Genomic DNA, 22,850 nt, shown 5'->3' with positions numbered 1-22,850 from the left:
GGACGACGGGGTGATTTGGGATAGCCGGCTCACGAATGATGCGGGTGTTCGGCGACCACTTTCGCGGCGCCGAACACCAACCTCATTTATCCCTGAAACTTGTTGTCCCTCGGGAACCCGGTCGGCGGCAGACGGCCTGCCGCGCCGCGTGCGACTTTCCAGAGACCCATGTCCTTTTCGGTCCGCGTGCGGCCGCTGTCGCCGCCCATCGTCCACGACAGGCCATCCTCAAGCTTGAGCGTAATGAGATCGGACAGTCCGCCGTCGCGATAGCGCTGGAGCGTCACACCCTGCCCCTTGGCCATCAGCGGCAGCTCTTCCAGACTGAAGATCACCAGCTTGCGATTGTCGCCCACCACGGCAACATGGTCATGCTCGGCAGGGATCTCGCGCACGATCTTGAGCTGAACGCCCGCCTTGGTGGACATAACCGCACGGCCCTTGCGCGTTTCGGCCAGCAGTTCCTCCGCCTCGACCGCAAATCCGCGACCCACGTTCGAGGCCAGCAGGATCTGCGACTTCGGCTTGTAGACCAGCGCCGCGATGATGTGCGCATCCGCATCGATATCGACCATCGTGCGGATCGGCTCGCCAAACCCGCGCGCGCCCGGAAGTTTGTCGGCACCGACCGTGTAGAAGCGGCCATTATCCAGCGCGATCAGCACCTTGTCGGTGGTTTGCGCGTGGAAGGCATAGGCCGGGCCGTCACCTTCCTTGAACTTGAAGTCGCCGTCCAGCGGCACATGGCCCTTGGCAGCGCGGACCCAGCCCTTGGCCGAGAGGATCACCGTCACCGGCTCCTTCTCGATCATCGCGTCCATGCTGAATTCTACCGTCGGCTTGGCCTGCGCGATCGTCGTGCGACGGCGGCCGATGACGGTATCCTCGGCATATTCCTTGCGCAGCGTAGTCAGGTCGCGCTTGAGACGCGTGCGCTGGCGGGCCGGGCTTTCGAGCAGCTTGTTGAGGTCTTCCTGCTCGCGCAGCAGTTCCTCGTGCTCCTTGCGAAGCTCCATTTCCTCAAGCTTGCGCAAACTGCGCAGGCGCATGTTGAGAATGGCTTCGGCCTGACGGTCGGTCAGTTCGAACTCGGCCATCATCACCGGCTTGGGCTCATCCTCGGTGCGGATGATCTCGATGATCCGGTCGAGGTTGAGATAGGCGATGATGTAACCGGCGACCAGTTCCAGCCGCGCGGCGATCTTTTCCAGCCGGTGGCGCGCGCGGCGCAGCAGGATGTCGATCTGGCTGTAAACCCATTCGGACAGCAGCAGCTTCAGGCCCATCACCCCCGGCGTGCGATGCGAATCCAGCACGTTAAGGTTGAGCGAGAAGCGGCTTTCCAGATCGGTAAGCCGGTAGAGGCTTTCCTTCAGCAACTCGGGATCGACATTGCGGCTCTTGGGCACGAAGACGATGCGGATCTGCTCGTCGCTCTCGTCGCGAATGTCTTCGAGGATCGGGAGCTTCTTGTCACCGATCAGCGCGGCGACCTGCTCGATCAGCTTGCCCTTGGCCAGCATGTAGGGAATTTCGGAAATGACGAGTTGCCACTGGCCGCTGCCAAGCCGCTCGATCCCGCTCTCTTCCCAGTTGCCCGCCTGATCCTTTCCGGTCGAGAACCGGCCGCGCACACGGAAGGCGCCCTTGCCGGTCTCGTAAGCGTGGCTGATCGCCTCGGGACTGTCCACCACGAGCCCGCCGGTCGCGAAATCGGGGCCGTGGAACACCTGCATGAGTTGCTCATGCTCGGCATGGGGATTGTCGATCAGCATCATCGTCGCATCGATGATCTCGGCGACGTTGTGGCTGGGGATCGAGGTCGCCATGCCCACGGCGATGCCGGTCGAACCGTTCGCCAGCAGGTTGGGGAACATGCCGGGGAACAAGTCCGGCTCGCTCTCTTCACCGTTGTAGGTGGGAACGAAATCGACGGTGCCCTCGTCCAGCCCGGACATCAGGTGGATCGCCGTACGTGTCAGGCGCGCTTCGGTGTAGCGGTAGGCGGCCGCATTATCTCCGTCGATATTGCCGAAGTTGCCCTGGCCCTGCACCAGCGGATAGCGCAGCGAGAAGTCCTGCGCGAGGCGGACCATCGCGTCGTAGACCGAAGCGTCGCCATGCGGGTGGTACTTGCCGATCACATCACCGACGACGCGCGCCGACTTCTTGTAGGCATTGCCGGGATCGAGCTTCAGCTGCCGCATCGCCCAGAGCAGGCGGCGGTGGACCGGCTTCAATCCGTCGCGCAAATCCGGCAGCGAGCGCGCCGTGATGGTCGAAAGCGCATAGACAAGGTAGCGCTGAGACAGCGCGGCATCGAAAGGCGCATCGACGATGGCGTCGAACGGATCTGAATCTTCGTCGGTCGTGGTCACCATGGGCGGAACCTAGCAGCGCCCCGCCCGGTGCCAAGTCGGATTCCCGTGTTTTCCAGAACTTGGTTTCCCGATTCGTTCCGATTTGTCGGGATCAGCCGATCTGCATGTCTCGCGAGAGGCCGGGGATGCGCACTTCCAGGCCGTCCAGCGCCTCGGTCAGTTCGATCTGGCAGGACAGACGGCTGGTGCGCGTGACCCCGGCAGCGAGGTCGAGCATGTCTTCCTCGTCATTGGAGGCCGGCTCAAGAACGTCGAACCACTCGGGCGAGACGATCACGTGGCAGGTGGAGCAGGCCATCTGGCCTTCGCATGTGCCCTCAAGCGGCATGCCGCAGCGCTGGGCAAGGGCAAGGAGACGCGTCCCCGGCTCGGCCTCGGCCGTGACGGATACACCTTCAGCGGTAACAAATCTGACGTTCAACAATTCAGACTCCCTGCGCCGCTGCTGCGGCATCGATACGTGCGCAGGCATCCCCGATTTCCCTAAGCCCAGTATATCTCCCGAATCCCAGACGGATAGAGCTTTTGGCCTGCCGGTCAGAAAGTCCCAATGCTTTCAGCACATGGCTGGGCCGTCCGGAGCCGCTGGCGCAGGCGGAACCGGCGGAAAAGGCCATGTCCCGCAAGTCCGACATCAGCCGCGCGACATCGAGCCCGTCGAGCCGCACATTGAGGTTTCCGCGCCAGCGATGTTCCGCCGAGCCGTTGAGCGTCCAGCGGGCCAGCGCCTCGCGCGCGGCCGTCCACAGCGCCTCGACATGCGCCGCGTCCGCTTCCATGCACTGTGCGGCAAGTGTGGCTGCCGCGCCGAAACCCGCACAGAGAGCCGGACTCAGCGTTCCCGAGCGCAATCCCTGCTCCTGTCCGCCGCCGTGGATCAGGGGCTTCAGGTCCAGCCCGTCCCGGATCCACAGCGCACCGATTCCCTTGGGGCCGTAGAGCTTGTGCGCCGAAAGCGCGATGAGATCGGCGCCCTGCGGCGCTGCGATCTTGCCCGCACCCTGCACCGCATCGCAGAGGAACAATGCCCCCGCGCGGTGCGCAGCCTCAGCCAGCGCGGCGATCGGCTGGACAGTGCCGATCTCGTTATTGACCTGCATGACCGCGACAAGGCCCGGACCGTCAGAAAGGTTGAGCGCCGGATCGACCAATCCGTCGGCATCGACGGGAAGGATCGCCACATCGGGATCGACCACCCGCGCGGCGTCGAGAACTGCCGCATGCTCGATTGCGGAGACTGCCAGCCTGCGCGCGCCGCTGCCGAACAAGGCAAGATTGATCGCCTCGGTCGCGCCGGAGGTGAAGACAACCCTGCCCCCCGGCGGCAGCAGCGCCGCAACCTGTTCCCGCGCCACTTCGACAATGGCCGCCGCGCCGCGACCGGGACGGTGGGGACTATGCGGATTGGCGAAACCCACGCCCTCCGGCCCGCCAAGCCACGGCAGCATCGCCTCGCGCGCTTCGGGGGCGAGCGGTGTGGTGGCCTGATAGTCGAGGTAAATCATGCGTTCACCTGCGCCCAGGCTTCCGCAAAGGCATCGAGTTCGGCTGGTGTGGTATTCCAGCCAATGCTGATGCGCACGGTGCGCCGGGCAAGGTCTTCGTCCACGCCGAAGCCCTGCAAGACCCGGCTCTGCTTGAGCGTGCCCGAGGAGCAGGCGCTTCCCGCCGAAATCGCAAAGCCCATGGCATCCATGCGGATCAGTGTGGCGGTCGCGGCCAGACGCGGCGCGGCAACGGCAAAGATATGAGAACAGGGCATGCCCGGCTGAAGGATCTCCCCATGCGCGGACAGGCGGTTCCTGAAGTCGAAGCGCTGCTCGATGGACGTTTCCCAGTCTTCCAGCCCCCGCGCTTCAAGCGCGGCGGCGAAACCGAGTGCGCCGGGCAGGTTCTCGGTCCCGGCACGGTAGCCGCGCTCCTGTCCGCCGTTCGGCTCCAGCATCGCGAAATCCTTCACCAGCAAGGCGCCGATGCCGACGGGACCGCCCAGCTTGTGCGCGGAGACAACTACCATGTCCGCATCAGGCAAGCCCATCTTGCCCGCCGATTGCGAACAGTCCGCCAGGAACAACCCGCCCGCTGCGCGCACCTGCTCTGCCAACGGATTGCCTCCGGCAGGCAGCAGCACAGTGCCGGTCTCCGAGTTGATCGACTGTACCGCGACGACCGGACGCCCCGCGCCTGCCAGCGCCGCCGCAAGCGCGTCGGCATCGACCCCGCCCTCATGCATGGGCAGCACTTCGGCATCGGGCGCAGCGCGAAACACGGCGTCATGCTCGACCGCCGAGACCAGCCGCTGCTCTGCCTTCGCGCGGCCGAGGCCGATCGCCAGCGCCTCGCTCGCGCCGGAGGTGAAAATCACTTCGCCCTGCCAGCCCAGCACCCGCTTTATCCGCTCGCGCGCATCCTCCAGCGCGGCGCGGGCGGCGCGGCCAGCCTTGTGCGGGCTCGACGGATTGGCCCAGATTCGTGCCCCTTCCAGCCACGCATCGCGCGCTTCGGGCATGATCGGCGTCGTCGCGGCATGGTCGAGATAGATCGGTGCGTTTTCGATTTCGGGGGCCATTGTTTGCAAAAGTTGTTTTCGGGGCGGTTGTTTCTATATAGCGAACCTTCTTATTTGCACTCCCGCGATTGCCGGTGCGGCAGACCGCCGCCGGTATTTCGCGGGAGTTTCAACAGGTCAGGCCCGCAAACACATGCCCGCAGTCATTTTTCCCGGACCCGAAGGCCGCCTCGAAGGCCGCTTCCAGCCCGCAACGCGCCCGCGCGCGCCGGTGGCGATGATCCTTCACCCGCACCCGCAGGCGGGCGGCACGATGAACGACCGCGTCACCCAGCACCTCTACAAGGCCTTCGTGGCGCGCGGCTTCGCCACGCTGCGCTTCAACTTCCGCGGCGTCGGCCGCAGCCAGGGCAGCTTCGATAACGGCGTGGGCGAACTGTCCGACGCCGCAGCCGCGCTTGACTGGGTGCAGTCGATCCATCCCGAAGCCTCGACCACCTGGATCGCGGGCTACTCGTTCGGCGCGCTGATCGGCATGCAGCTGCTGATGCGCCGCCCGGAGATTCGCGGCTTCATCTCGGTGGCGCCGCCGGCCAACATGTACGACTTCTCGTTCCTCGCGCCCTGCCCCGCCTCGGGCATCATTATCCAGGGCGCGGCGGACACGGTGGTCACGCCGAACGCGGTGCAGAAGCTGGTCGACAAGCTGCGCACGCAGAAGCACATCACCATCCACCACGACGAGATCCCGCGCGCGAACCACTTCTTCGAGAACGAGATCGACGATCTGATGCGTTCGGTGGACAATTATCTCGATATGCGTCTTTCGCCGGATTGTCCGATTAAGTGACGCAAGCGGTTGGCGCCCGCAAAGCGGGCGCTTACCCCTTGCGTCACCCTGAACTTGTTTCAGGGTCCATTTTTCGGCCTCAACCGGAGGTTGCAGGGGTAACGCCGCGACGGCGTGTTACTGCCGCAAGACACAGCGCCAAAACCACGATGGACCCTGAAACAAGTTCAGGGTGACGTTGGTGGCGGTGGGCAAGCCGGTCGCAAAATCGCAAAATTTGGCAAAAGGCGTCGGAGGCTCACTCCGGCGCCTTTTCCTTTGCCGCACCGGCCAGCGTTTCGCCGCCGGACGTGGGCACGACCAGAATCGCCACATTCGCCACCATCACCCCCGCCAGCACCAGCATCAGCACCGCCTGCTTGCGATGCCCCCCGCGCCGAAACAGCGCAAAAGCGCCCAGCACAAGCGCGACAATAGTGAGAACGAGCAGGGAAAGCGCAATGTCCATGGTTATCCCCTAGCCGAGCAGGGTCCGGCAATCGAGCGGGTTTGACACACGCCTCGTCGCTCGCCAATTTCGCGGCCCATGAAGAACCAGACCATGGCCCCCCCGCCGCTCTCGCGTCGCACCACTCTCCAGCTTCTCGCCACCGGTACCGCCGCGCTCGCGCTGCCCGGCGCCCGCGCGCTCGCCGCCGCACCGGCCGGACAGCAGAACGCCGCCGCTCTGCTCGATTCGATCGCGTGGAAGATGCTGGAGCACGCGCCTGAAAACGCCACCAGCCTCGGCGTCGACACCGGCGCGCATGCCGCGTTGCGCTCGCGCCTTGAGGACCGCTCCTTCGCGGGCCGCGCCGCGCTCGGAAAGACGCTGCGCGCCGATCTCGCCCGTGTCGAGGCATTCGACACCACCGGGCTGGACCACGCGAACCGCACCAGCCTCGCCGTCGTGCGCAGTGCCTACAAGACCGCGCTCGACGGCCTGGCCCAGCCCTATGGCGACGTGGCGGTGGGCGGCTGGCGCAACACGCCCTACGTCGTGATCCAGAACGTCGGCGCCTATCTCGATACGCCCAAGTTCCTTGACGCCGACCACCCGGTAAAGACCGCCGCCGATGCCGAGGCTTATGTCTCGCGCCTCTCGCAGTTCGATGCCCAGCTCGACGGTGAGCTGGAGCGCATGCGCGCAGCAACCGACAAGGGCCTCGTCCCGCCCGACTTCCTGCTGGACCGCGCCATCGCGCAGATGGAAAGCACGATCGCCGAAGCGCGGAACAATGGCGGCGGGCTGGTGTCCTCGCTGGTCGGTCGCGCCAAGACGATCCCCGGCGACTGGGAGAACCGCACCAAGACCATCGTCGCGGGCGAAGTGGTGCCCGCGCTGGAACGCCAGCTGGCCGAACTCAAGCGCCAGCGCGGCCTCGCCAAGAGCGATCCCGGCATGGGCGCCCGCCCGAATGGCGACGAGTTCTACGCCTGGGCCCTGCGCGCCAGCACCACCACGACCGTCCCCGCCGAGGAAATCCATCAGCGCGGGATGGAGGAACTGGCAGCGCTCCACGCCCGCATGGACCCGATCCTGAAGTCGCTCGGCTATACGCAAGGGACTGTTGGCGCGCGGATGTCCGCGCTCGGCAACGACAAGCGCTTCATGTTCTCCGAGGGCGATCCCGGCCGGGCCGAGATCATGGCCTTCATCCAGAAGCGCATCGACTGGATCCGCGCGCAGATGCCGCGCGCCTTCCGCGATCCGGTATCGGGCAATGTCGAAGTGCGGCGCCTGCCGCTTTCGGAAGAGCCCGGCGCGCCCACGGCCTATGGCGGCGGCGGCTCGAAGGACGGCACGGTGCCCGGCAAGATGTGGATCAACCTCCACACCACCGACCTGCACCGCAAGTTCGACCTGCCGACGCTGGTTCATCACGAGGCGATTCCCGGCCACGTCTGGCAGGGCGAATATGCCAACCGGCTGCCGCTGATCCGCTCGATGCTGGCCTTTAACGCCTATTCCGAAGGCTGGGCGCTCTACGCCGAACAGCTGGCGGACGAACTTGGCGCCTATGACGACGATCCGGTCGGCCGCCTTGGCTACCTCCAGTCGATCGCTTTCCGTGCCTGCCGCATGGTGGTCGATACCGGCCTTCACGCCAAGGGCTGGAGCCGCCAGCAGGCCGTGCAGTTCTTCGTGGAACGCAACGGCAGCAATGCGGGCGAGATCGCCAGCGAAGTGGACCGTTATTGCTCGTGGCCGGGCCAGGCCTGCGGCTACAAGATGGGTCATTCGGAGATCAACCGCCAGCGCGACCGCGCCAAGGCGGCGCTGGGCACGGCCTACGACTTGCGCGATTTCAACCAGGCCGTGGTCGACGGCGGCAATGTCCCGCTCGATGTGCTTGCCACCAATATCGACGAATATATCGCCACCACCGGCAAGCGCTGATCGCTCCGCCGCGCTCACGGGGCACCATGCCCCATGAGCGCGGACATGGCGTAGGCACCCGGCCTGCCGGGGAGCAGGATCGATCCGCCGCCCCTACGTTGTCCGACTCAGGCGCGTGCGGGCGGCGGTTCGTTTTTCACCCCCCGGAACTCAGCCAAGGAGCATGCCCATGTCCATCTTCGGCTCGATCAAGGATGCCATTTTCGGAAAGAAGGCCGCGCCGGCGCCTGCCGCAGCGGCACCAGCGGCAGCCCCCGCCACAGCGCCTGCTCCCGCAGCCGCGGCCCCGCCGCCACAGGCCGCGCCCGAATCGGTAGACGTCAGCGCCGTGCTTACGGAAATGGCGTCCGGCAAGAACCTCGACTGGCAGCACTCGATCGTCGATCTGATGAAAGTGCTCAATATCGATTCCAGCCTCGACAACCGTAAGGAGCTGGCGAAGGAGCTGGGCTATACCGGCGCGCTGGACGGCTCGGCGGAAATGAACCTGTGGCTGCACAAGGAAACGCTGCGCCAACTGGCTGCCCACGGCGGTCAGGTGCCGGCCGACATGCTCGATTAAAGCATTTTCAAGTCGGGTGGCATCACCTGACGGCTCGGAACGAACGGATTACGCTCAGAATTCGTCCAGCTTCATCGTTTCGTCACCCCCGCGCAGGCGGGGGCCCCGCTGCCTTGAAACCTCTCGTTCTGCTGCCAGAAAGCGGGATCCCCGCCTGCGCGGGGATGACGAGTGTTTGTCGGGCAGGGATCGGGGCAGCCGGGCGCACTGCCAAGTCGGCCGGGTCGGATTCGCCTTGCGAATTTGTCCGCGCCTTCGGATGGCCTACGAGAAAGGCCGCCCCGCTTCGGCAGGGCGGCCTTCTTCGTCATGGCCGGGGTTCAGCTCTTGCCGAACAGGCCCTTGGCCATGTTGGTGATGTCGTCGACCACGCTGCCGTCACCGTCCTTGTCGAGGAAGGACGTGAACTTGGACGGATCGCTGGAAACGAGACTGGCGAACTGACCCAGAGAGCCCTCGCCGCCGATCGAGCTGATGATCTGCTGGATCGTGCCGACACCAAGACCGGTCTTTTCCGCCGCCAGTTGCGCGGTATCGCCTTCCTGCTGATGCGCGAAGCCGAGTGCGGCGATCGCCTTTTCCGCCGTTGCCGGATCAAGGCCCAGCTTGCCGGCAAGGTTCTCGACATCGGGGTGATCGCTGACCTGGCCGAGAATGCCGTCAAAAATTCCCATGGTCGTTTCTCCATGAAAGAGAGAGGGGGAGCGACAGCATGCACCCAATTCATGACAAGACAAGGGCCCCGAAACCGAAGTTCCGGGACCCTGCCTTTATTTCACGCTGAACGGCGCGCGTTGGCGCCGTTTCCGGCCGTTACACCGAGACGGGTGCAGCCTTGCGGACGCCTTCGTCGACATGGGCTTCGAACTGGGCGAAGTTGTCGATGAACTGCTTGACCAGCGTCTGTGCGGTCTTGTCGTACTCGGCACCGTCGGCCCAGGCCGCGCGGGGATCGAGCAGCTTGGCGTCAACGCCCGGAACCGCGACCGGAACCTCGAAGCCGAAGTTCGGATCTTCCTTGAACTCGGCGGTATTCAGGCTGCCGTCGAGCGCGGCATTGAGCAGCGCGCGGGTGGCCTTGATCGGCATGCGCTTGATGCCTTCCATCGTGGCCTTGCCGCCCGACCAGCCGGTGTTGACCAGCCAGCACTTCACGCCGCCCTTGGCGATACGCTCCTTGAGGAGGTTGCCGTAGACCGAAGGGTGACGCGGCATGAACGGTGCGCCGAAGCAAGTGCTGAACGTGGCTTCCGGCTCGGTCACGCCAATCTCGGTACCGGCAACGCGCGCGGTGTAGCCCGAGAGGAAGTGGTACATCGCCTGATCGGGCGTGAGGCGCGCGATCGGAGGCAGCACGCCGTAAGCGTCGGCCGTCAGGAAGATGATGTTCTTCGGAACCGGGCCGAGGTTCTTCTCCGAAGTGTTCGGAATGAAGTCGATCGGGTAGGAACCACGGCTGTTCTCGGCCAGCGAGTTGTCGTCGAGGTCGATCTCGCGCGTCACCGGGTCGATCACCACGTTTTCGAGCACGGTGCCGAAACGCTTGGTGGTCGCGAAGATTTCCGGCTCGGCTTCGGCCGAGAGGCGGATCATCTTGGCGTAGCAGCCGCCTTCGAAGTTGAACACCGCAGTGTCCGACCAGCCATGCTCGTCGTCACCGATCAGGGTACGCGAGGCGTCGGCCGAAAGCGTGGTCTTGCCGGTGCCCGACAGGCCGAAGAACACCGCAGTGTCACCCTCGGGGCCGATGTTGGCCGAGCAGTGCATCGGCATCACGCCCTTGGTGGGCAGCAGGTAGTTGAGGATGCCGAAGACCGACTTCTTCATCTCGCCCGCGTAGGAGGTGCCGCCGATCAGGATCAGCTTCTCGGTGAAGTTGACCGCGATCACGGTTTCGCTGCGGCTGCCGTGACGCTCGGGATCGGCGCGGAAGCTGGGCAGGTCGATGATCGTGTATTCGGGCGCGAAGTCCGCGAGTTCAGCTGCGTCCGGGCGCACCAGCAGGGTGCGGATGAACAGGTTGTGCCAGGCGAACTCGTTGATGATGCGCACCTTGACGCGGTGCTCCGGCTGCGAACCGCCGAACAGGTCCGCCACGTAGAGCGTATCCTTCTCGGCCACGGCCTTGAGGAAATCTTCCTTGAGCGCGGCGAAGTGCTCGGGCGTCATTGCGACGTTCGTCTTGCCCCACCAGACCGTGTTTTCGGTCTCGGCGTCCTTGACGATGAACTTGTCCTTGGCGGAGCGGCCGGTGTGTTTGCCGGTGGCGACGACGAAAGGTCCGTCGACGCTCAGCACGCCCTCTCCGTTTCTGACCGCATGTTCCACGAGCGGGGCCGTGCCCAGGTTCGCGAAGATTTCCGCGTTGGTTTCAATGCCTTGTTTGGCGAGCGGATAGTTCAGGGTAGCGGTCAATGTCATCTCCTCCATTTTCAGGCACCGATCGAGGGGGATCGATCGATACCCGGACATTTTTTCGCAAGACTCGGGGCGCGCATAATCCCGCCCCCCTTTTCCGTCAAATCTGGGGAAAAATAAACCAATCGGACTGCGACGAACCTTATCTCTTTTGCGTCAGGAACGGAGATTGTCAGCCGGACCCACTCCCGCTAGGCGTTTGTCGCTAGCGATAAAGAGGACCCCGCAGCCTCATGGCAGAGCCTTCGACAGCCCCCGGAAACGGCGAGACGATCCCTGCCCCCGCCCATGCGGGAGAAGTCCGGGCCGAAGCGCCCGCGCGTATCCAGACGATCGCGCTCGTGGATGACGACCGCAATATCCTCGCCACGCTGTCCATCAGCCTTCAGGCCGAAGGCTTTGCCACGCGCGTCTACGCCGATGGCGAGGCGGCGCTGAAAGCGCTGCTCGACAATCCGCCCGACCTTGCGATCTTCGATATCAAGATGCCGCGCATGGACGGGCTCTCGCTGCTTCAGGCGCTGCGCGCGCAGTCCAGCCTGCCGGTGATCTTCCTCACCTCCAAGGATGAGGAGCCGGACGAAGCGCTCGGGCTGGCCATGGGGGCGGACGATTATATCGCCAAGCCGTTCAGCCAGCGCCTGCTCGTCGCGCGCATTCGCGCCATCCTGCGGCGCAGCGAACTCGTGCGCGCGCCCATCGACGCCGACTCCGGCGAAAGCCTGCCGGACACGGTGGTACGCGGACGCCTGCAACTCGATCCCGCCCGCCATCAGGTCGCATGGGACGGCACGCCGGTCTCGTTGACGGTTACCGAGTTCCTGATCCTGGAGGCGCTGGCGATGCGCCCGGGCGTGGTCAAGAGCCGCAACCAGCTGATGGACGCCGCCTACAGCGAGGACGTCTATGTCGACGACCGCACCATCGACAGCCACATCAAGCGCCTGCGCCGCAAGTTCCGCGCCGTCGATCCCGAGTTCGCCGCAATCGACACGCTCTATGGCGCCGGTTACTCCTTCGCCGATGGCTGAACACCACCGCACAAAGCGGTCCAAATCGTCCCGCGCCACCTCATCCCGTCACCCCTCGTCCGGCAAGGCCTCGCTCGGCGTCCGCCTCGGCCTGCCTTGGCGCGTCTCGCTCACGGCGCGCATCCTTGCCGTGAACGTCATCGCGCTGGCGCTGTTGGCAGGCAGCCTGTTCTACCTCGACAGCTACCGGCGCGAATTACTGGACGAGCGCTACCGCCTCGCCGCCTCGCAGGCCGAGATCGTCGCCCATGCCCTTTCCGGCACCGAGGGAGATCAGCGCCGCGACCTGATCGCCCGCATCGGATCGAGCGAAACCCTGCGCCTTCGCCTGTTCGATGCGAAAGGCCATCTGATCGCGGACAGTTTCGCACTGGCCCCGCCGTCCTATACGCTCGTCGATCCGGCCACCGAGCCGTGGCTGCAGGACGCCGCCCGCGCGCTGGACAGCGGCATGAACTTCGTCCTCGGCTCCCCCCCGGTGCCGCCCTATCACGACAATCCGGGCGCCAATGCCAGCGCCTGGCCTGAGATCGCCACCGCCCTCGCCAACGGCCGCACCGAAGTCAGCAACGAGGCCGCGCCCGACCAGACCCCGGTCATCATCGCCGCAACTCCGGTGGGCGACCGGGGCGATGCCCTGCTCGTCACCCGCAATGCGCGCGACATCACCGAGAACGTGCGGATGGCGCGTCAGACGCTGGCGATCATCGTCGGCGGCGCGCTGGGCGTCTCGATCCTGCTCTCGCTGTTCCTGGCCCGCACCATCGTAGAGCCGCTGCGCAAACTGGTGCGCGCAACGGTGCGCGTGCGGCTCGGCCGCGACCGCAGTGTGGTGGTGCCTCGCCTGCCTGACCGGCGTGATGAAATCGGCCTGCTCGCGCGTGCGGTCTCGGACATGAGCGGCGCCCTGCGCCAGCGTATCGACGCCGTCGAGAGCTTCGCGGCCGATGTCGCCCACGAACTCAAGAACCCGCTGACCTCGCTGCGCAGCGCGCTCGAAAGCCTCGACCGGGTCGAGGATGCGGACCTGCGCCGCCAGTTGCTCGGCATCGCCAAGGATGACGTGCGCCGCATCGACTTCCTCGTGACCGAGATCGCCGATGCCAGTCGCATCGACGCCGAACTGAGCCGCACCACGTTCGAACCGGTCGATATGCTGCGGCTGGTGCGCGCACTGGTCAACGAACGGGAGCAGCGCGGCGTCAACGGGAACTGCCCGGTCGAGATCCTCGAAGCCGCCGGGGTCGATGCCTATGGGGCCGACCGGCTGGTCGTCCCCGGGGATGCCGGACGGCTCGAACGCGTGCTCCAGAACCTGATCGACAATGCCATCTCGTTCTCGCCCGCCGGTGCGCCGATCGAGATCATGCTGACCCGCGAAGCGCAACGCGTGGTGATCGCCGTTTCCGACCACGGACCCGGCATTCCCGAGCCCGCGCGCGAACGGATCTTCGAACGCTTCCACTCGCTGCGCCCTTCCGGCGAGGAATTCGGCAAGCACAGCGGCCTCGGCCTCGCCATCGCGCGCACCATCGTCGAGGCGCATTTCGGCAAGCTGCGCGCCACGGATCGTATCGACGGCGAGCATGGGGCCCGGCTGGTGTTCTCCCTCCCCGCATGGCAGGGCGAGTGACATGACGGGAACACCGCCTCTCGTGCGTCAGGCCACCAGCGTCGCCATCGACGGCCGCGCGATGCTGATCGAGGGCGATTCCGGAACGGGCAAGTCAAGCCTCGCCCTGGAACTCATCGACCGGGGCGCGGTGCTGGTGGGGGACGACGCCGTCCTGCTCGAAGTGTCCGGCAACCGTCTTCTGGCCCATCCCCATCCCAATACGCGCGGGCTCGTCGAAGTGCGCAACCTTGGCATCCTGCCCTTCCCTTGCGCGGAGGAGGCAACGGTTGCGCTCGTCATCGTGCTCGACCCGCAGGCGCCGCGTTTCATCGAAGCGGCCGATACTATTGAAATTGCGGGAATCGCCATCCCGCTGGTGCGCCTCTGGCCGCACGCGGGCCCGCTCGCGCTCAAGGCGGAACTGGCACTGTCCCACTTTGGCAACAGGGTTTGCTGACAGCACTACCCTCCCTCTTCCCTTTCCGGTCCGCCCGGCGCAAACAGGCCCTCATGACCCCCGATTCCCCGGAAAGCGAATATCTGTCAGAGGCCCAAGCCATCCCGGACCGTCAGCGCGTGCTGCTGGTCACCGGCATGCTTGGCGCCGGCAAGACGACCGTGCTGCGCGTCCTTGAGGATCTGGGCTGGGAAATCATCGACAACTTCCCGGTGCGCCTGCTCGAACGCCTGATCGAAAGCGCGCCGGTGGCCGACCAGTCGCCGCGCCCGCCGCTGGCGATCGGCTTCGATTGCCGCACGCGCGGTTTCGATCCCGAACGCGTGATCGGACAAGTCCGGACGCTCAGCGAGCGCGGCGATATCGAACTCAATACCCTGTTCCTCGACTGTTCGAGCAAGGAGCTGGAACGCCGCTTCAACGAGACCCGTCGCCGCCACGCATTGGCCGCCGATGCCCCGGTCGATACCGGCATCCGTGCCGAGCGTGAGTTGCTTGCACCGCTGCGGCGCTGGGCCGATCTGCTGGTGGAAACCACCGAATTCACCTCGAACGACCTCCAGCGCGTGATTCGCGAGCGTTTCTCGGCCGAACGGCCTGACGATCTCACGCTGACCATCTCCAGCTTCGGTTTTTCGCGTGGAATGCCACCGCTGGCCGATCTGGTCTTCGATATGCGCTTCGTGGAAAATCCCCACTGGGATCCCATACTGCGGCCGATGACCGGACTGGATGCGCCGGTGGGCGACTATATCCGGCGGGATCCGGCCTTCGACGAAGCTTTCGAGCGAATCCGCGATCTTCTCCTTCTGCTCCTTCCCCGTTACCGCTCACAGGGAAAGGCCTATGTCCACGTCGCATTCGGGTGTACGGGGGGGCGGCACAGGTCGGTATTCACAGCCGAGCGCATGGCTGCGGCCTTGCGCGAAGCGGGATTTTCGCCCACATTGCTGCACCGCAACCTGGGCTCGCGAGCAGCCGATCTTCTGGAAGGAGGTCAGCGGCGTGAAAAATGAACAAACAATCTGGTCGCCCAAGCAAGAAAAAGTTCGGAGCCCGTTTCCAGCATGATCGGCATGATCCTGGTTACCCACGGCAATCTCGCCGAGGAGTTCGTACACGCGATGGAGCACGTCGTCGGCGATCAGTCGGCGGTGGCGACTGTCTGCATCGGTCCCAATGACGATATGGAGCGTCGCCGTAGCGAGATTGCCGAGGCAATCGTCGCGGTCGACAGCGGCCAGGGCGTCATCATCCTTACCGACCTGTTCGGCGGAACCCCCTCCAATCTGGCGATCTCGCTGATGGAGGCCGGGCGCGTCGAAGTGATCGCCGGCATCAACCTGCCGATGCTGATCCGCCTCGCCAAGGCGCGCGAATGCATGTCGGTGCGCGAAGCCGCCGCGGCCGCGCGCGACGCAGGCCGCAATTACATCACCATCGCAAGCGAATACCTGGGGCAAGACGCCGCATGAATGATTGTCGTGAGACGGTCCTGATCGTGAACCAGCGGGGGCTGCACGCCCGGGCCAGTGCCAAGTTCGTAAACCACGTGGCCGAATTGCCGGCCACCGTGCTGGTCAAGGTTGGCAAGGACGGGATCGAGGCCGCGGGCAATTCGATCCTCGGGCTGATGATGCTCGGCGCCGCCAAGGGCGACACGATCGAGATTTCCTGCGTGGGCGATGGCGCACCTGACGCGCTGTCGGTGCTGGCAGGCTTGGTCCGCGATGGATTCGGCGAAGAATAAGGGCAGTCCGTTGGCCGAGCGCCGCACTATTACCGGTTTTTCGAACCCGCTGGTCAAATTCCTGCGCTCCTTGCGCGAGAAGAAGCATCGCAAGCGGGAAGAGCGTTTCCTGGCTGAAGGCCTGCGCCTGCTCACGGATGCGCGCGAATGCGGCGTGCTGCCCGAGATGCTCGTCATGGCCATCGGGCGCGAACCGCACCCTCTGCTTGACGCCCTGGAAGAGGCCGTGGCCGCCGCCGGCGGCGAGATCGTCGAGATGGACGAAGAGATCCTTGCCAAAGTCACCGGCAAGGACAATCCGCAGGCCGTGGCCGGCGTCTTTGCCGAATTCGATACGCGCCTTGCCAATCTCGACCGCGCCGCTGCGCCGATCTGGCTGGTGGCGCAGGCACTGCGCGATCCGGGTAACCTTGGCACCATGCTGCGCACCGGCGACGCCGTGGGCGCTGGCGGCCTGATCCTGATCGACGACTGCGCCGATCCCTTCTCGGTGGAAGCGGTGCGCGCCAGCATGGGCGCGATCTTCACGCAGAAGATCGCCATCGCGCGCTGGGACGAATTCCTGCCCTGGCTGCGCAATGGCGATGGCGGAAACGGGGGCCAGCTTGTCGCCGCATCGCTGCGCGATCCCACCGATTACCGCGAGGCACCTTACGCCGCACCCTGTTTCCTGATGGTCGGCAACGAATCGCAAGGCCTGCCGCAGACCTATGAGGAGGCCTGCGACCTTCGCGTGACCATCCCCATGCTGGGCCGCGCCGACAGCCTCAATGCCGCCGTCGCCGGCGCCGTGCTCGCCTACGAAGCCTTGGCGCATCTGCGCCCGGGCAAGTAAGCGCCGGTTTGTCCTGAGAGCGTTCGGAACAAGGTAATGAGGCCGGTGCCTTAAGCTCCAGCCTCATTAGCGATCTACACCAATACATGCGCCCCGCCGCCTTTCCGAAAGGCCGTGTTCATCACAGCCTCAGGTCGGTTGTGGCAGGAGCGTCGACGATGGTTCGTCACGCCCTTCTGCCGGTCTTCTACGCCGCCTCACTCGCTGCATGCTCGGGCGGCGGAGGCGACTCGCAGCTTTCTCGCAGCAGCTGGCGCTTCACGCTGATCGATGGCCAGCACCCGCAGACGGATGGCGCCCGCATCACGTTCGAAGGTCGAAAGATCGGCGTGCGTGTCGGCTGCAATCAGATGGACGGCCCGTGGCGAGTCGATGACGACCGGCTGGTTGCCGGACCGCTCGCGCTGACCGAAATGAGCTGTCCGACACCAGCATGGGATCAGGAAAAGGCGATCGGCGCTCTGCTCGTTGCCACGCCGCATTTTACCGTCGATCGCAACCGCATGGTCCTGCAATCAAGCGGCCACACTGCCGAGCTGCAACGGGAAACCAGCGTAGCCGGGAATGACAAGCTCCCCGGCACTGGCAGTTAAGGCTTATTCGGCCGCTTCGGCGCTCTCTTCTTCCGACTCGTTCGAGAAGTCCGCGATAACCGCGCCGGATTCGGAAAAGCGCGGCGCGGCTTCGACCATCGGCACATCGTCCGAAATCTCGCGCTTGCCGATCTTGATGTGCTTTTCGGTCAGGCGGCGCGCGCGGCTCATCACATTGCCCTCATAAGTCCGCGCGAAATCGTTGAAGCTGTTGACCGCGCGGCCGAGATGCACGCCGACCTTCGACAGATCGTCCTGCGTCTTGGCAATGCTGTCATAGAGATCGCTGCCGAGCTTGCCGATCTCGCGCGCTTCCTTGGCCAGCCCTTCCTGTTGCCAGACCTGCGCGATGGTGCGGCAGATGGCAACGAGATTGGTGGGGCTCGCCAGCAGCACGCGGCGCTCGAAGGCATAGTCCCACAGGCTCGAATCGTGATCGAGCGCAGCGGCAATGAAGTGCTCGCCCGGCACGAACATCAGCACATAGTCCGGCGCGTTCTCGAACTGGCTCTGATAGCTCTTGGTGCCCAGTGTCTGGATATGGTTGCGCATCGAGGCGGCATGAGCGTCGAGGAAGGCAAGCCGCGCCGTCTCGTCATCCGCCTCGAAAGCATCCTGATAGGCATTGAGCGAGACCTTGGCGTCGATCACCAGTTGCTTGTTGCCGGGAATGCGCACGATGGCGTCGGGACGCAGACGTCCCTCATCGGTATCGATCGAATGCTCGGTGACGAAATCGGTATGTTCGGTCAGCCCGCACTGTTCGAGCACGTTCTTGAGCTGCTGCTCGCCCCAGCGTCCGCGCGCCTTAGGCGCATTGCGCAGCGAATTGCCGAGCCGCACGGCCTCTGCCCGCACTTGCTCCTGCCCGACCCGAAGCGCCTCGATCTGGCCGGTAAGCTGGCCGAAGGCATCGACGCGCTTGGCCTCCAGCGCGGTAACCTGCTCCTCGTAGCTCTTCAAACGCGCGCCGACGGGTGCGAGCAAAGTGGCAATGCGCTCGGCATTGGCCTTTTCACTTTCCTCGAAACGCGCACCGGCGCGGGTCAGGAAGGCCTCCTGCGCGCCCGCCAGAACCTTGGCCCCGGCATTCTCGAATTCCTTGCGAAGCGCTTCCTGCGCTTCGATCAGCAGACGCTTCTGCTCGTCGAAATTGGCGGATTTTTCGCGCAGGGTGGCGAGTTCGGAGGCCAGTTCGCGCTGTTCGCGGCGCAGGGCGTCGACAAGCGACGCATGTTCGCTGCGCGTGCGTTCCAGAATCTGCGTGAGATCGGTGCGTGTGCGCTCCAGCACGGTTCCATGCTCACCGCGCAGCCGTTCGATCGTTTCGCCGTGGCCACGCCGGGCAATATCCATCGCCTCGGCATGGTCCACGCGGCTGCGTTCGAGCGCTTCGGCAAGATCGTCGGCGCGGATGGCGCGTTCACTCGCCGAAGCGAGGTCGCGAATCGCGGCGCGGAAACGCTCATCCAACTCGCGCGCCTCGCGGTCGCGCGTTTCGTGCCGGGTTCGCCATTCGGCCACAGGCCGCGATCCGAGGAACCAGCCGGCTCCAAGACCGACAACAAGCGCGAGAATGGCGACGACAGCGATTTCCATCCCGGCAGCATAACCGGAACATTCAGGGAACGCCAGCCCTCAGGCCGGCTTTTCCCCAAATCGCGAAATCAGGCGGCCTTGCGCATCTTGTCGAGCTTCTTGAGCGCCATCTGGCGCTTCAGGCGCGAGAGGTGATCGATGAAGAGAATGCCTTCGAGATGGTCCATCTCATGCTGGAGGCAAGTGGCCATCAGGCCATCCATGTCTTCCTCATGAACATTGCCGTCGAGGTCATGCCAACGCGCGCGGATGCGCGACGGGCGTTCGACATCGGCGAAGATCTCGGGCACCGAAAGGCAGCCTTCCTGATAGACCGTGTGCTCTTCCGAAGGGTCGAGAATCTCCGGATTGATGAAGATCCGGGGTTCCTTCTTCGTCGGCTGGTGCGTGTGGTGATGCCCGCCGTGCGAGGAGCACACTTCAGGTTCCGCATCCTCGTCGTCAGGCTGGAGATCGATCACCAGAACGCGCAGCGGCACGCCCACCTGAATGGCGGCAAGGCCGATGCCCGGCGCGTCATACATGGTTTCGAACATGTCCTCGACGAGCGTCTTGAGCTCGTCGTCGAACTTTTCGACGGGGACCGAAACCTGCTTGAGACGCGGATCGGGAACTTCGAGGATTTCACGGATAGCCATGCCCGCCAAATAAGCGCGATGGCCGTTTTTCGCAAGATGGACGCTTCGATGACAGTGATCGGTCAGCTGACCGGTCGCCGCGCGCGGATCGCCTGGGCCAGCGTGCCCTCGTCCAGATAGTCGAGTTCACCGCCCACCGGCAGGCCATGGGCAAGCTGCGTGATCCGCACCGCAAGCCCTTCCAGGCGCTCGGCAATGTAGTGCGCCGTGGTCTGTCCTTCGAGCGTGGCGTTCATCGCCAGCACCACTTCGTCGATGCCGCCTTCTTCCACGCGGCGGAGCAGGCGGTCGATCGTCAGGTCCTCCGGCCGCACGCCGTCGAGCGCCGAAAGTCGGCCGCCGAGGACATGGTAACGGCCGTTGAAGAGTCGCGCGCGGTCGAGCGCCCAAAGGTCCGCCACTTCCTCCACCACGCAGAGCGAGCAGGCATCGCGGCGCGAATCGGCGCAGATGCCGCAGGGATTGGTCGTATCGATATTGCCGCAGGTCTGGCACTCGACCAACGCTTCCCGCACGGCTCCCAGTGCATCGACCAGTTGCACGAGCGAGGTTTCCCGCCGCTTGATGAGCCAGAGTACCGCACGGCGGGCGGAACGCGGGCCAAGGCCGGGGAGGCGCGACAGGGCCGCGGTAAGCGTCTCGATCTCTTGCGATGCCATGGCGCCGGAGATAGGGCCTCCGCAGCTTCAGAGGAAGTGTTTCGGAGATTTCCCCACACCATGCGCATCGTCTTTATGGGAACGCCCGATTTCGCGGTGCCCGCACTCGTCGCACTGGTCGAGGCCGGGCACGATGTCGTCGCGGTTTACAGCCAGCCGCCCCGCCCCGGTGGCCGCCGGGGCAAGGAACTGACGCCCTCCCCCGTTCACAAAGAAGCCGAGGTGCGCGGGATAGAGGTTCGCCATCCGGTTTCGCTGCGCAATGCGGAAGAGCAGGCGAAATTCGCGGCGCTCGAAGCCGATATTGCGATCGTTGCAGCCTATGGCCTGATCCTGCCGCAGGCGGTGCTCGACGCGCCGCGCCTTGGTTGCCTCAATATCCATGCCTCGATCCTGCCGCGCTGGCGCGGTGCGGCGCCGATCCAGCGCGCGATTCTGGCGGGCGATCCGACCACCGGCGTCACGATCATGCAGATGGAGGCCGGACTCGACACCGGGCCGATGCTGGCCACCCTGCGCACGACGATCGACCGCAAGACCGCCGGCGAACTGACCGCCGAACTGGCGGATAAAGGCGCGCAGCTCATGATCGGGACCTTGCGCGACCTTGCGGTCCACCGCGCCGTTACCCAGCCCGAGGACGGCGTGACTTACGCGAAGAAGATCGACAAGGCCGAGGCGCGACTCGACTTCACACACCCGGCCGAGCAGGTCGAGCGGCAGGTGCGCGCTTTCATGCCTGCGCCAGGCGCCTTCTTCGAACTCGATGGCGAACGGTACAAAGTACTCGCGGCCGATGTTGTCGAGGGCAACGGAGAACCGGGCACGACGCTCGACGACGCACTCACCGTGGCCTGCGGCGAAGGGGCCGTCCGCGTCACCCGCATCCAGCGCGCGGGCAAACCCGCCATGACGACGGCCGACCTGCTGCGCGGCCGCCCGATTCCCGCGGGCACGCGCCTCGGCTGATTCGTTACGTGCGTTCAGGTAAGCGGCGGACTGGCGGCGCCTCGTCCGCCCAGCGGGCCTGCGCCTCGCGTACGAGGCCTGCGCTTTTCGCCCAGCCTTCCGGCGACTTGTCGCGAATGCGGATGTCGAAAGCGTCGGTCGAGCGGAATTCGAGGACTTCGGCGCCCTCCGGCCCCGCGACATAAGCGTAGGGAACTTCGCTGCCGACGAAAAACCCGTCCCCAGCGACCAGCGTCTCGGTGCCAAGCTCCACGCTGCCCGCGACGATGTAATAGAGGCAGTCGCAATCGTGGCTGTGCAGCGGGAGTGCAAATCCGCTCTTGAGCAAAAGCCGGGCGAGGCTCATGCCCGGGCGGCGATAAGGGACATCGACCAGTTCACCGGTTTCCGCGCCAGCTTCGGCGAAAAGCGGAAGCGCGGCCATCATGTTTGGCACCTCGCCCGCCATGGTCATGCAGCCGCATTCGTCCAGCGTGGGTGCATTGCTGCCCCGGAATATCTCGAAACGTGGCGGCGCATCGGCCATTTTGCACTCTCCCCTTAAGCGTCGCGCAGAGAATGCGCCCCTTCTCCGTGCACGCCAAGCCGTTTGCAGCGGGCCCGCAGTCCTGTATCGGCGGCGCGATGACCCGCTTTGCCCTCACTCTCGAATTCGACGGCGCCCCGTACATGGGCCTTCAACGCCAGGCGCATGGCCCTTCTGTGCAGCAAAGCGTCGAGGAAGCAGCCTTTGCGCTCACCGGCCAGAGCACCAGCATGCACGCTGCCGGCCGCACCGATGCGGGCGTCCATGCGCTGGGCATGAAAGCGCATATCGACATCGATAAGCCGTTCACGCCGTTCCACTTCATGGAGGGGATGAATGCGCGGCTGCGTCCCCATCCGATTGCGGTTGTCGCCTGCGAGATCGTGCCGGACGCATGGCACGCCCGTTTTTCGTGCATCGGCCGGTCGTACATCTACCGCATCGCCAACCGCCGCGCGCCTCTGACGCTGGAGCGCGGCAAGGCCTGGCAGGTACCCAAGCCGCTGGACGAAGCCGCCATGCACCGCGCGGCGCAGATCCTGGTGGGCCTTCATGATTTCACGACGTTCCGCTCGGCGCACTGCCAGTCGCAAAGCCCGGTGAAGACGCTCGACCGGCTCGACGTGCGGCGCGAGGGCGAGATGGTGCTGATCGAGGCCGAGGCGCGCAGTTTCCTGCACCATCAGGTGCGCTCGATGGTCGGCTGCCTTGCGCTGGTGGGCATGGGCCGCTGGGATGAGCAGAAGGTCGCCGAAGCGCTGGCGGCGCGCAACCGGCAGGCGCTGGGCCTCAATTCCCCGCCGGATGGGCTCTATTTCGTGAAAGCGACTTATCCCGAGGACTGATCCTGGCTGCCGGACATGGTGACATGCCTTGCCGGCACCTGTTCCAGTTACGCCGACCTCGCTGCGGTCAGAAGGAAGCGGTGGATGCAAGGTCGCTTGCCATTCCATTGCCGAATACCCGACACAGACGCGTTCTGGGCCGCATGCTCACTTCAATCCCGCTCAGGCTGAGCTTGTCGAAGCCCCCGGCGGCGTGGCGCTCTTGCTCCCATCCTTCGACAAGCTCAGGATGA

The 22,850-nt window shown here is 65.1% G+C and carries 24 protein-coding genes; 13 read left to right on the top strand and 11 right to left on the bottom strand.

The genetic code is table 11. The features are described from left to right. Nucleotides 1-86: 86 nt before the first annotated feature. From parC to AC1VVK_RS00590, 4 genes are all read right to left on the bottom strand, one after another. Entirely contained in the window at nucleotides 87-2,381 is a 2,295-nt protein-coding gene (gene parC, locus AC1VVK_RS00605) for a DNA topoisomerase IV subunit A (RefSeq protein WP_482903971.1), read from the bottom strand. 91 nt (nucleotides 2,382-2,472) lie between these two features. Next, nucleotides 2,473-2,805 (bottom strand): 2Fe-2S iron-sulfur cluster-binding protein, encoded by a 333-nt coding sequence (locus AC1VVK_RS00600; protein WP_243652344.1) that lies wholly within the window; start codon nucleotides 2,803-2,805, stop codon nucleotides 2,473-2,475. 1 nt (nucleotide 2,806) lies between these two features. After that, on the bottom strand, nucleotides 2,807-3,886 hold the full coding sequence (locus AC1VVK_RS00595; RefSeq protein WP_482903970.1) for a cysteine desulfurase family protein: 1,080 nt from the start codon (nucleotides 3,884-3,886) through the stop codon (nucleotides 2,807-2,809). Beyond that, nucleotides 3,883-4,950 carry a cysteine desulfurase family protein gene (locus tag AC1VVK_RS00590; protein WP_482903969.1) on the bottom strand — a complete coding sequence of 356 codons (1,068 nt, stop codon included), beginning with the start codon at nucleotides 4,948-4,950 and terminating at the stop codon, nucleotides 3,883-3,885. Before AC1VVK_RS00590 ends, AC1VVK_RS00595 begins: the two co-directional genes overlap by 4 nt. Before the next feature lie 133 nt (nucleotides 4,951-5,083). Here AC1VVK_RS00590 and AC1VVK_RS00585 point away from each other — a divergent pair, with 133 nt between their 5' ends. Beyond that, complete coding sequence (locus AC1VVK_RS00585; RefSeq protein WP_132385172.1) at nucleotides 5,084-5,740, top strand: alpha/beta hydrolase; 657 nt, start codon at nucleotides 5,084-5,086, stop codon at nucleotides 5,738-5,740. A 238-nt stretch (nucleotides 5,741-5,978) separates the two neighbouring features. On the opposite strand, the gene AC1VVK_RS00580 is transcribed toward AC1VVK_RS00585, so the two are convergent. Further along, entirely contained in the window at nucleotides 5,979-6,188 is a 210-nt protein-coding gene (locus AC1VVK_RS00580) for a hypothetical protein (protein ID WP_482903968.1), read from the bottom strand. A gap of 93 nt (nucleotides 6,189-6,281) precedes the next feature. On the opposite strand from AC1VVK_RS00580, the gene AC1VVK_RS00575 reads away from it, so the two are divergent. Together AC1VVK_RS00575 and AC1VVK_RS00570 are read left to right on the top strand one after the other, a co-directional pair. Beyond that, the gene (locus AC1VVK_RS00575; RefSeq protein WP_482903967.1) at nucleotides 6,282-8,120 is read left to right on the top strand and encodes a DUF885 domain-containing protein; all 1,839 of its coding nucleotides are present in this window, start codon (nucleotides 6,282-6,284) and stop codon (nucleotides 8,118-8,120) included. Between the two features lie 169 nt (nucleotides 8,121-8,289). Beyond that, a complete protein-coding gene (locus tag AC1VVK_RS00570; protein WP_482903966.1) occupies nucleotides 8,290-8,682 on the top strand; it encodes a DUF3597 domain-containing protein in 393 nt (130 codons plus the stop codon). A gap of 320 nt (nucleotides 8,683-9,002) precedes the next feature. On the opposite strand, the gene AC1VVK_RS00565 is transcribed toward AC1VVK_RS00570, so the two are convergent. Beyond that, nucleotides 9,003-9,356, bottom strand: a complete 354-nt coding sequence (locus tag AC1VVK_RS00565) for a hypothetical protein (protein ID WP_132385168.1) — start codon at nucleotides 9,354-9,356, stop codon at nucleotides 9,003-9,005. A gap of 139 nt (nucleotides 9,357-9,495) precedes the next feature. Beyond that, nucleotides 9,496-11,097: a phosphoenolpyruvate carboxykinase gene (locus AC1VVK_RS00560; RefSeq protein ID WP_482903965.1), complete on the bottom strand. Its 1,602-nt coding sequence runs from the start codon at nucleotides 11,095-11,097 to the stop codon at nucleotides 9,496-9,498. Nucleotides 11,098-11,333: 236 nt separating this feature from the next. On the opposite strand from AC1VVK_RS00560, the gene AC1VVK_RS00555 reads away from it, so the two are divergent. The 8 genes from AC1VVK_RS00555 (at nucleotide 11,334) to AC1VVK_RS00520 (ending at nucleotide 17,381) form a co-directional block, all read left to right on the top strand. Further along, a complete protein-coding gene (locus AC1VVK_RS00555) occupies nucleotides 11,334-12,131 on the top strand; it encodes a response regulator transcription factor (protein WP_482903964.1) in 798 nt (265 codons plus the stop codon). Then, nucleotides 12,124-13,764: a sensor histidine kinase gene (locus tag AC1VVK_RS00550; protein WP_482903963.1), complete on the top strand. Its 1,641-nt coding sequence runs from the start codon at nucleotides 12,124-12,126 to the stop codon at nucleotides 13,762-13,764. Before AC1VVK_RS00555 ends, AC1VVK_RS00550 begins: the two co-directional genes overlap by 8 nt. Nucleotide 13,765: 1 nt before the next feature. After that, nucleotides 13,766-14,203 (top strand): HPr kinase/phosphorylase, encoded by a 438-nt coding sequence (locus tag AC1VVK_RS00545; RefSeq protein ID WP_482903962.1) that lies wholly within the window; start codon nucleotides 13,766-13,768, stop codon nucleotides 14,201-14,203. A 53-nt stretch (nucleotides 14,204-14,256) separates the two neighbouring features. Further along, nucleotides 14,257-15,219 (top strand): RNase adapter RapZ, encoded by a 963-nt coding sequence (gene rapZ, locus AC1VVK_RS00540; RefSeq protein WP_482903961.1) that lies wholly within the window; start codon nucleotides 14,257-14,259, stop codon nucleotides 15,217-15,219. Between the two features lie 51 nt (nucleotides 15,220-15,270). Next, complete coding sequence (locus AC1VVK_RS00535; protein WP_132385162.1) at nucleotides 15,271-15,678, top strand: PTS sugar transporter subunit IIA; 408 nt, start codon at nucleotides 15,271-15,273, stop codon at nucleotides 15,676-15,678. Then, on the top strand, nucleotides 15,675-15,953 hold the full coding sequence (locus AC1VVK_RS00530; RefSeq protein WP_132385161.1) for an HPr family phosphocarrier protein: 279 nt from the start codon (nucleotides 15,675-15,677) through the stop codon (nucleotides 15,951-15,953). The genes AC1VVK_RS00535 and AC1VVK_RS00530 overlap by 4 nt, the downstream gene beginning before the upstream one ends. After that, nucleotides 15,934-16,788, top strand: coding sequence for a TrmH family RNA methyltransferase (locus tag AC1VVK_RS00525; protein WP_482903960.1), 855 nt, complete (start codon nucleotides 15,934-15,936; stop codon nucleotides 16,786-16,788). Before AC1VVK_RS00530 ends, AC1VVK_RS00525 begins: the two co-directional genes overlap by 20 nt. Before the next feature lie 158 nt (nucleotides 16,789-16,946). Beyond that, the gene (locus tag AC1VVK_RS00520) at nucleotides 16,947-17,381 is read left to right on the top strand and encodes an META domain-containing protein (RefSeq protein WP_482903959.1); all 435 of its coding nucleotides are present in this window, start codon (nucleotides 16,947-16,949) and stop codon (nucleotides 17,379-17,381) included. Between the two features lie 3 nt (nucleotides 17,382-17,384). Here the strand turns inward: AC1VVK_RS00520 and AC1VVK_RS00515 are convergent, their stop codons facing one another. From AC1VVK_RS00515 to recR, 3 genes are all read right to left on the bottom strand, one after another. Continuing rightward, nucleotides 17,385-18,980: a DNA recombination protein RmuC gene (locus AC1VVK_RS00515; protein WP_482903958.1), complete on the bottom strand. Its 1,596-nt coding sequence runs from the start codon at nucleotides 18,978-18,980 to the stop codon at nucleotides 17,385-17,387. A gap of 68 nt (nucleotides 18,981-19,048) precedes the next feature. Next, nucleotides 19,049-19,618, bottom strand: a complete 570-nt coding sequence (def, locus tag AC1VVK_RS00510) for a peptide deformylase (RefSeq protein WP_132385157.1) — start codon at nucleotides 19,616-19,618, stop codon at nucleotides 19,049-19,051. Between the two features lie 62 nt (nucleotides 19,619-19,680). Continuing rightward, complete coding sequence (gene recR, locus AC1VVK_RS00505; protein WP_482903957.1) at nucleotides 19,681-20,277, bottom strand: recombination mediator RecR; 597 nt, start codon at nucleotides 20,275-20,277, stop codon at nucleotides 19,681-19,683. Between the two features lie 60 nt (nucleotides 20,278-20,337). Here recR and fmt point away from each other — a divergent pair, with 60 nt between their 5' ends. Further along, nucleotides 20,338-21,246: a methionyl-tRNA formyltransferase gene (fmt, locus tag AC1VVK_RS00500; RefSeq protein ID WP_482903956.1), complete on the top strand. Its 909-nt coding sequence runs from the start codon at nucleotides 20,338-20,340 to the stop codon at nucleotides 21,244-21,246. A 4-nt stretch (nucleotides 21,247-21,250) separates the two neighbouring features. On the opposite strand, the gene AC1VVK_RS00495 is transcribed toward fmt, so the two are convergent. Further along, entirely contained in the window at nucleotides 21,251-21,772 is a 522-nt protein-coding gene (locus AC1VVK_RS00495; RefSeq protein WP_482903955.1) for a cupin domain-containing protein, read from the bottom strand. Between the two features lie 98 nt (nucleotides 21,773-21,870). Between AC1VVK_RS00495 and truA the strand changes: the two genes are divergently transcribed. Beyond that, nucleotides 21,871-22,617, top strand: coding sequence for a tRNA pseudouridine(38-40) synthase TruA (truA, locus tag AC1VVK_RS00490; protein ID WP_482905195.1), 747 nt, complete (start codon nucleotides 21,871-21,873; stop codon nucleotides 22,615-22,617). Nucleotides 22,618-22,850: the final 233 nt, after the last annotated feature.

The sequence above is a fragment of the Novosphingobium sp. BL-S-32 genome (assembly GCF_056857055.1).
The sequence above is the reverse complement of the archived record's forward strand: the minus strand, read 5'-3'. Positions and strand labels throughout refer to the sequence as shown.

Bases quoted from the DNA above. Each gene is read 5' to 3' on its own strand.
- parC (WP_482903971.1), bottom strand. From the start codon at position 2,381: ATGGTGACCACGACCGACGAAGATTCAGATCCGTTCGACGCCATCGTC.
- AC1VVK_RS00595 (WP_482903970.1), bottom strand. From the start codon at position 3,886: ATGATTTACCTCGACTATCAGGCCACCACACCGCTCGCCCCCGAAGCG.
- AC1VVK_RS00590 (WP_482903969.1), bottom strand. From the start codon at position 4,950: ATGGCCCCCGAAATCGAAAACGCACCGATCTATCTCGACCATGCCGCG.
- AC1VVK_RS00585 (WP_132385172.1), top strand. From the start codon at position 5,084: ATGCCCGCAGTCATTTTTCCCGGACCCGAAGGCCGCCTCGAAGGCCGC.
- AC1VVK_RS00580 (WP_482903968.1), bottom strand. From the start codon at position 6,188: ATGGACATTGCGCTTTCCCTGCTCGTTCTCACTATTGTCGCGCTTGTG.
- AC1VVK_RS00575 (WP_482903967.1), top strand. From the start codon at position 6,282: ATGGCCCCCCCGCCGCTCTCGCGTCGCACCACTCTCCAGCTTCTCGCC.
- AC1VVK_RS00570 (WP_482903966.1), top strand. From the start codon at position 8,290: ATGTCCATCTTCGGCTCGATCAAGGATGCCATTTTCGGAAAGAAGGCC.
- AC1VVK_RS00565 (WP_132385168.1), bottom strand. From the start codon at position 9,356: ATGGGAATTTTTGACGGCATTCTCGGCCAGGTCAGCGATCACCCCGAT.
- AC1VVK_RS00555 (WP_482903964.1), top strand. From the start codon at position 11,334: ATGGCAGAGCCTTCGACAGCCCCCGGAAACGGCGAGACGATCCCTGCC.
- AC1VVK_RS00550 (WP_482903963.1), top strand. From the start codon at position 12,124: ATGGCTGAACACCACCGCACAAAGCGGTCCAAATCGTCCCGCGCCACC.
- AC1VVK_RS00545 (WP_482903962.1), top strand. From the start codon at position 13,766: ATGACGGGAACACCGCCTCTCGTGCGTCAGGCCACCAGCGTCGCCATC.
- rapZ (WP_482903961.1), top strand. From the start codon at position 14,257: ATGACCCCCGATTCCCCGGAAAGCGAATATCTGTCAGAGGCCCAAGCC.
- AC1VVK_RS00535 (WP_132385162.1), top strand. From the start codon at position 15,271: ATGATCGGCATGATCCTGGTTACCCACGGCAATCTCGCCGAGGAGTTC.
- AC1VVK_RS00530 (WP_132385161.1), top strand. From the start codon at position 15,675: ATGAATGATTGTCGTGAGACGGTCCTGATCGTGAACCAGCGGGGGCTG.
- AC1VVK_RS00525 (WP_482903960.1), top strand. From the start codon at position 15,934: ATGGATTCGGCGAAGAATAAGGGCAGTCCGTTGGCCGAGCGCCGCACT.
- AC1VVK_RS00520 (WP_482903959.1), top strand. From the start codon at position 16,947: ATGGTTCGTCACGCCCTTCTGCCGGTCTTCTACGCCGCCTCACTCGCT.
- AC1VVK_RS00515 (WP_482903958.1), bottom strand. From the start codon at position 18,980: ATGGAAATCGCTGTCGTCGCCATTCTCGCGCTTGTTGTCGGTCTTGGA.
- def (WP_132385157.1), bottom strand. From the start codon at position 19,618: ATGGCTATCCGTGAAATCCTCGAAGTTCCCGATCCGCGTCTCAAGCAG.
- recR (WP_482903957.1), bottom strand. From the start codon at position 20,277: ATGGCATCGCAAGAGATCGAGACGCTTACCGCGGCCCTGTCGCGCCTC.
- fmt (WP_482903956.1), top strand. From the start codon at position 20,338: ATGCGCATCGTCTTTATGGGAACGCCCGATTTCGCGGTGCCCGCACTC.
- AC1VVK_RS00495 (WP_482903955.1), bottom strand. From the start codon at position 21,772: ATGGCCGATGCGCCGCCACGTTTCGAGATATTCCGGGGCAGCAATGCA.
- truA (WP_482905195.1), top strand. From the start codon at position 21,871: ATGACCCGCTTTGCCCTCACTCTCGAATTCGACGGCGCCCCGTACATG.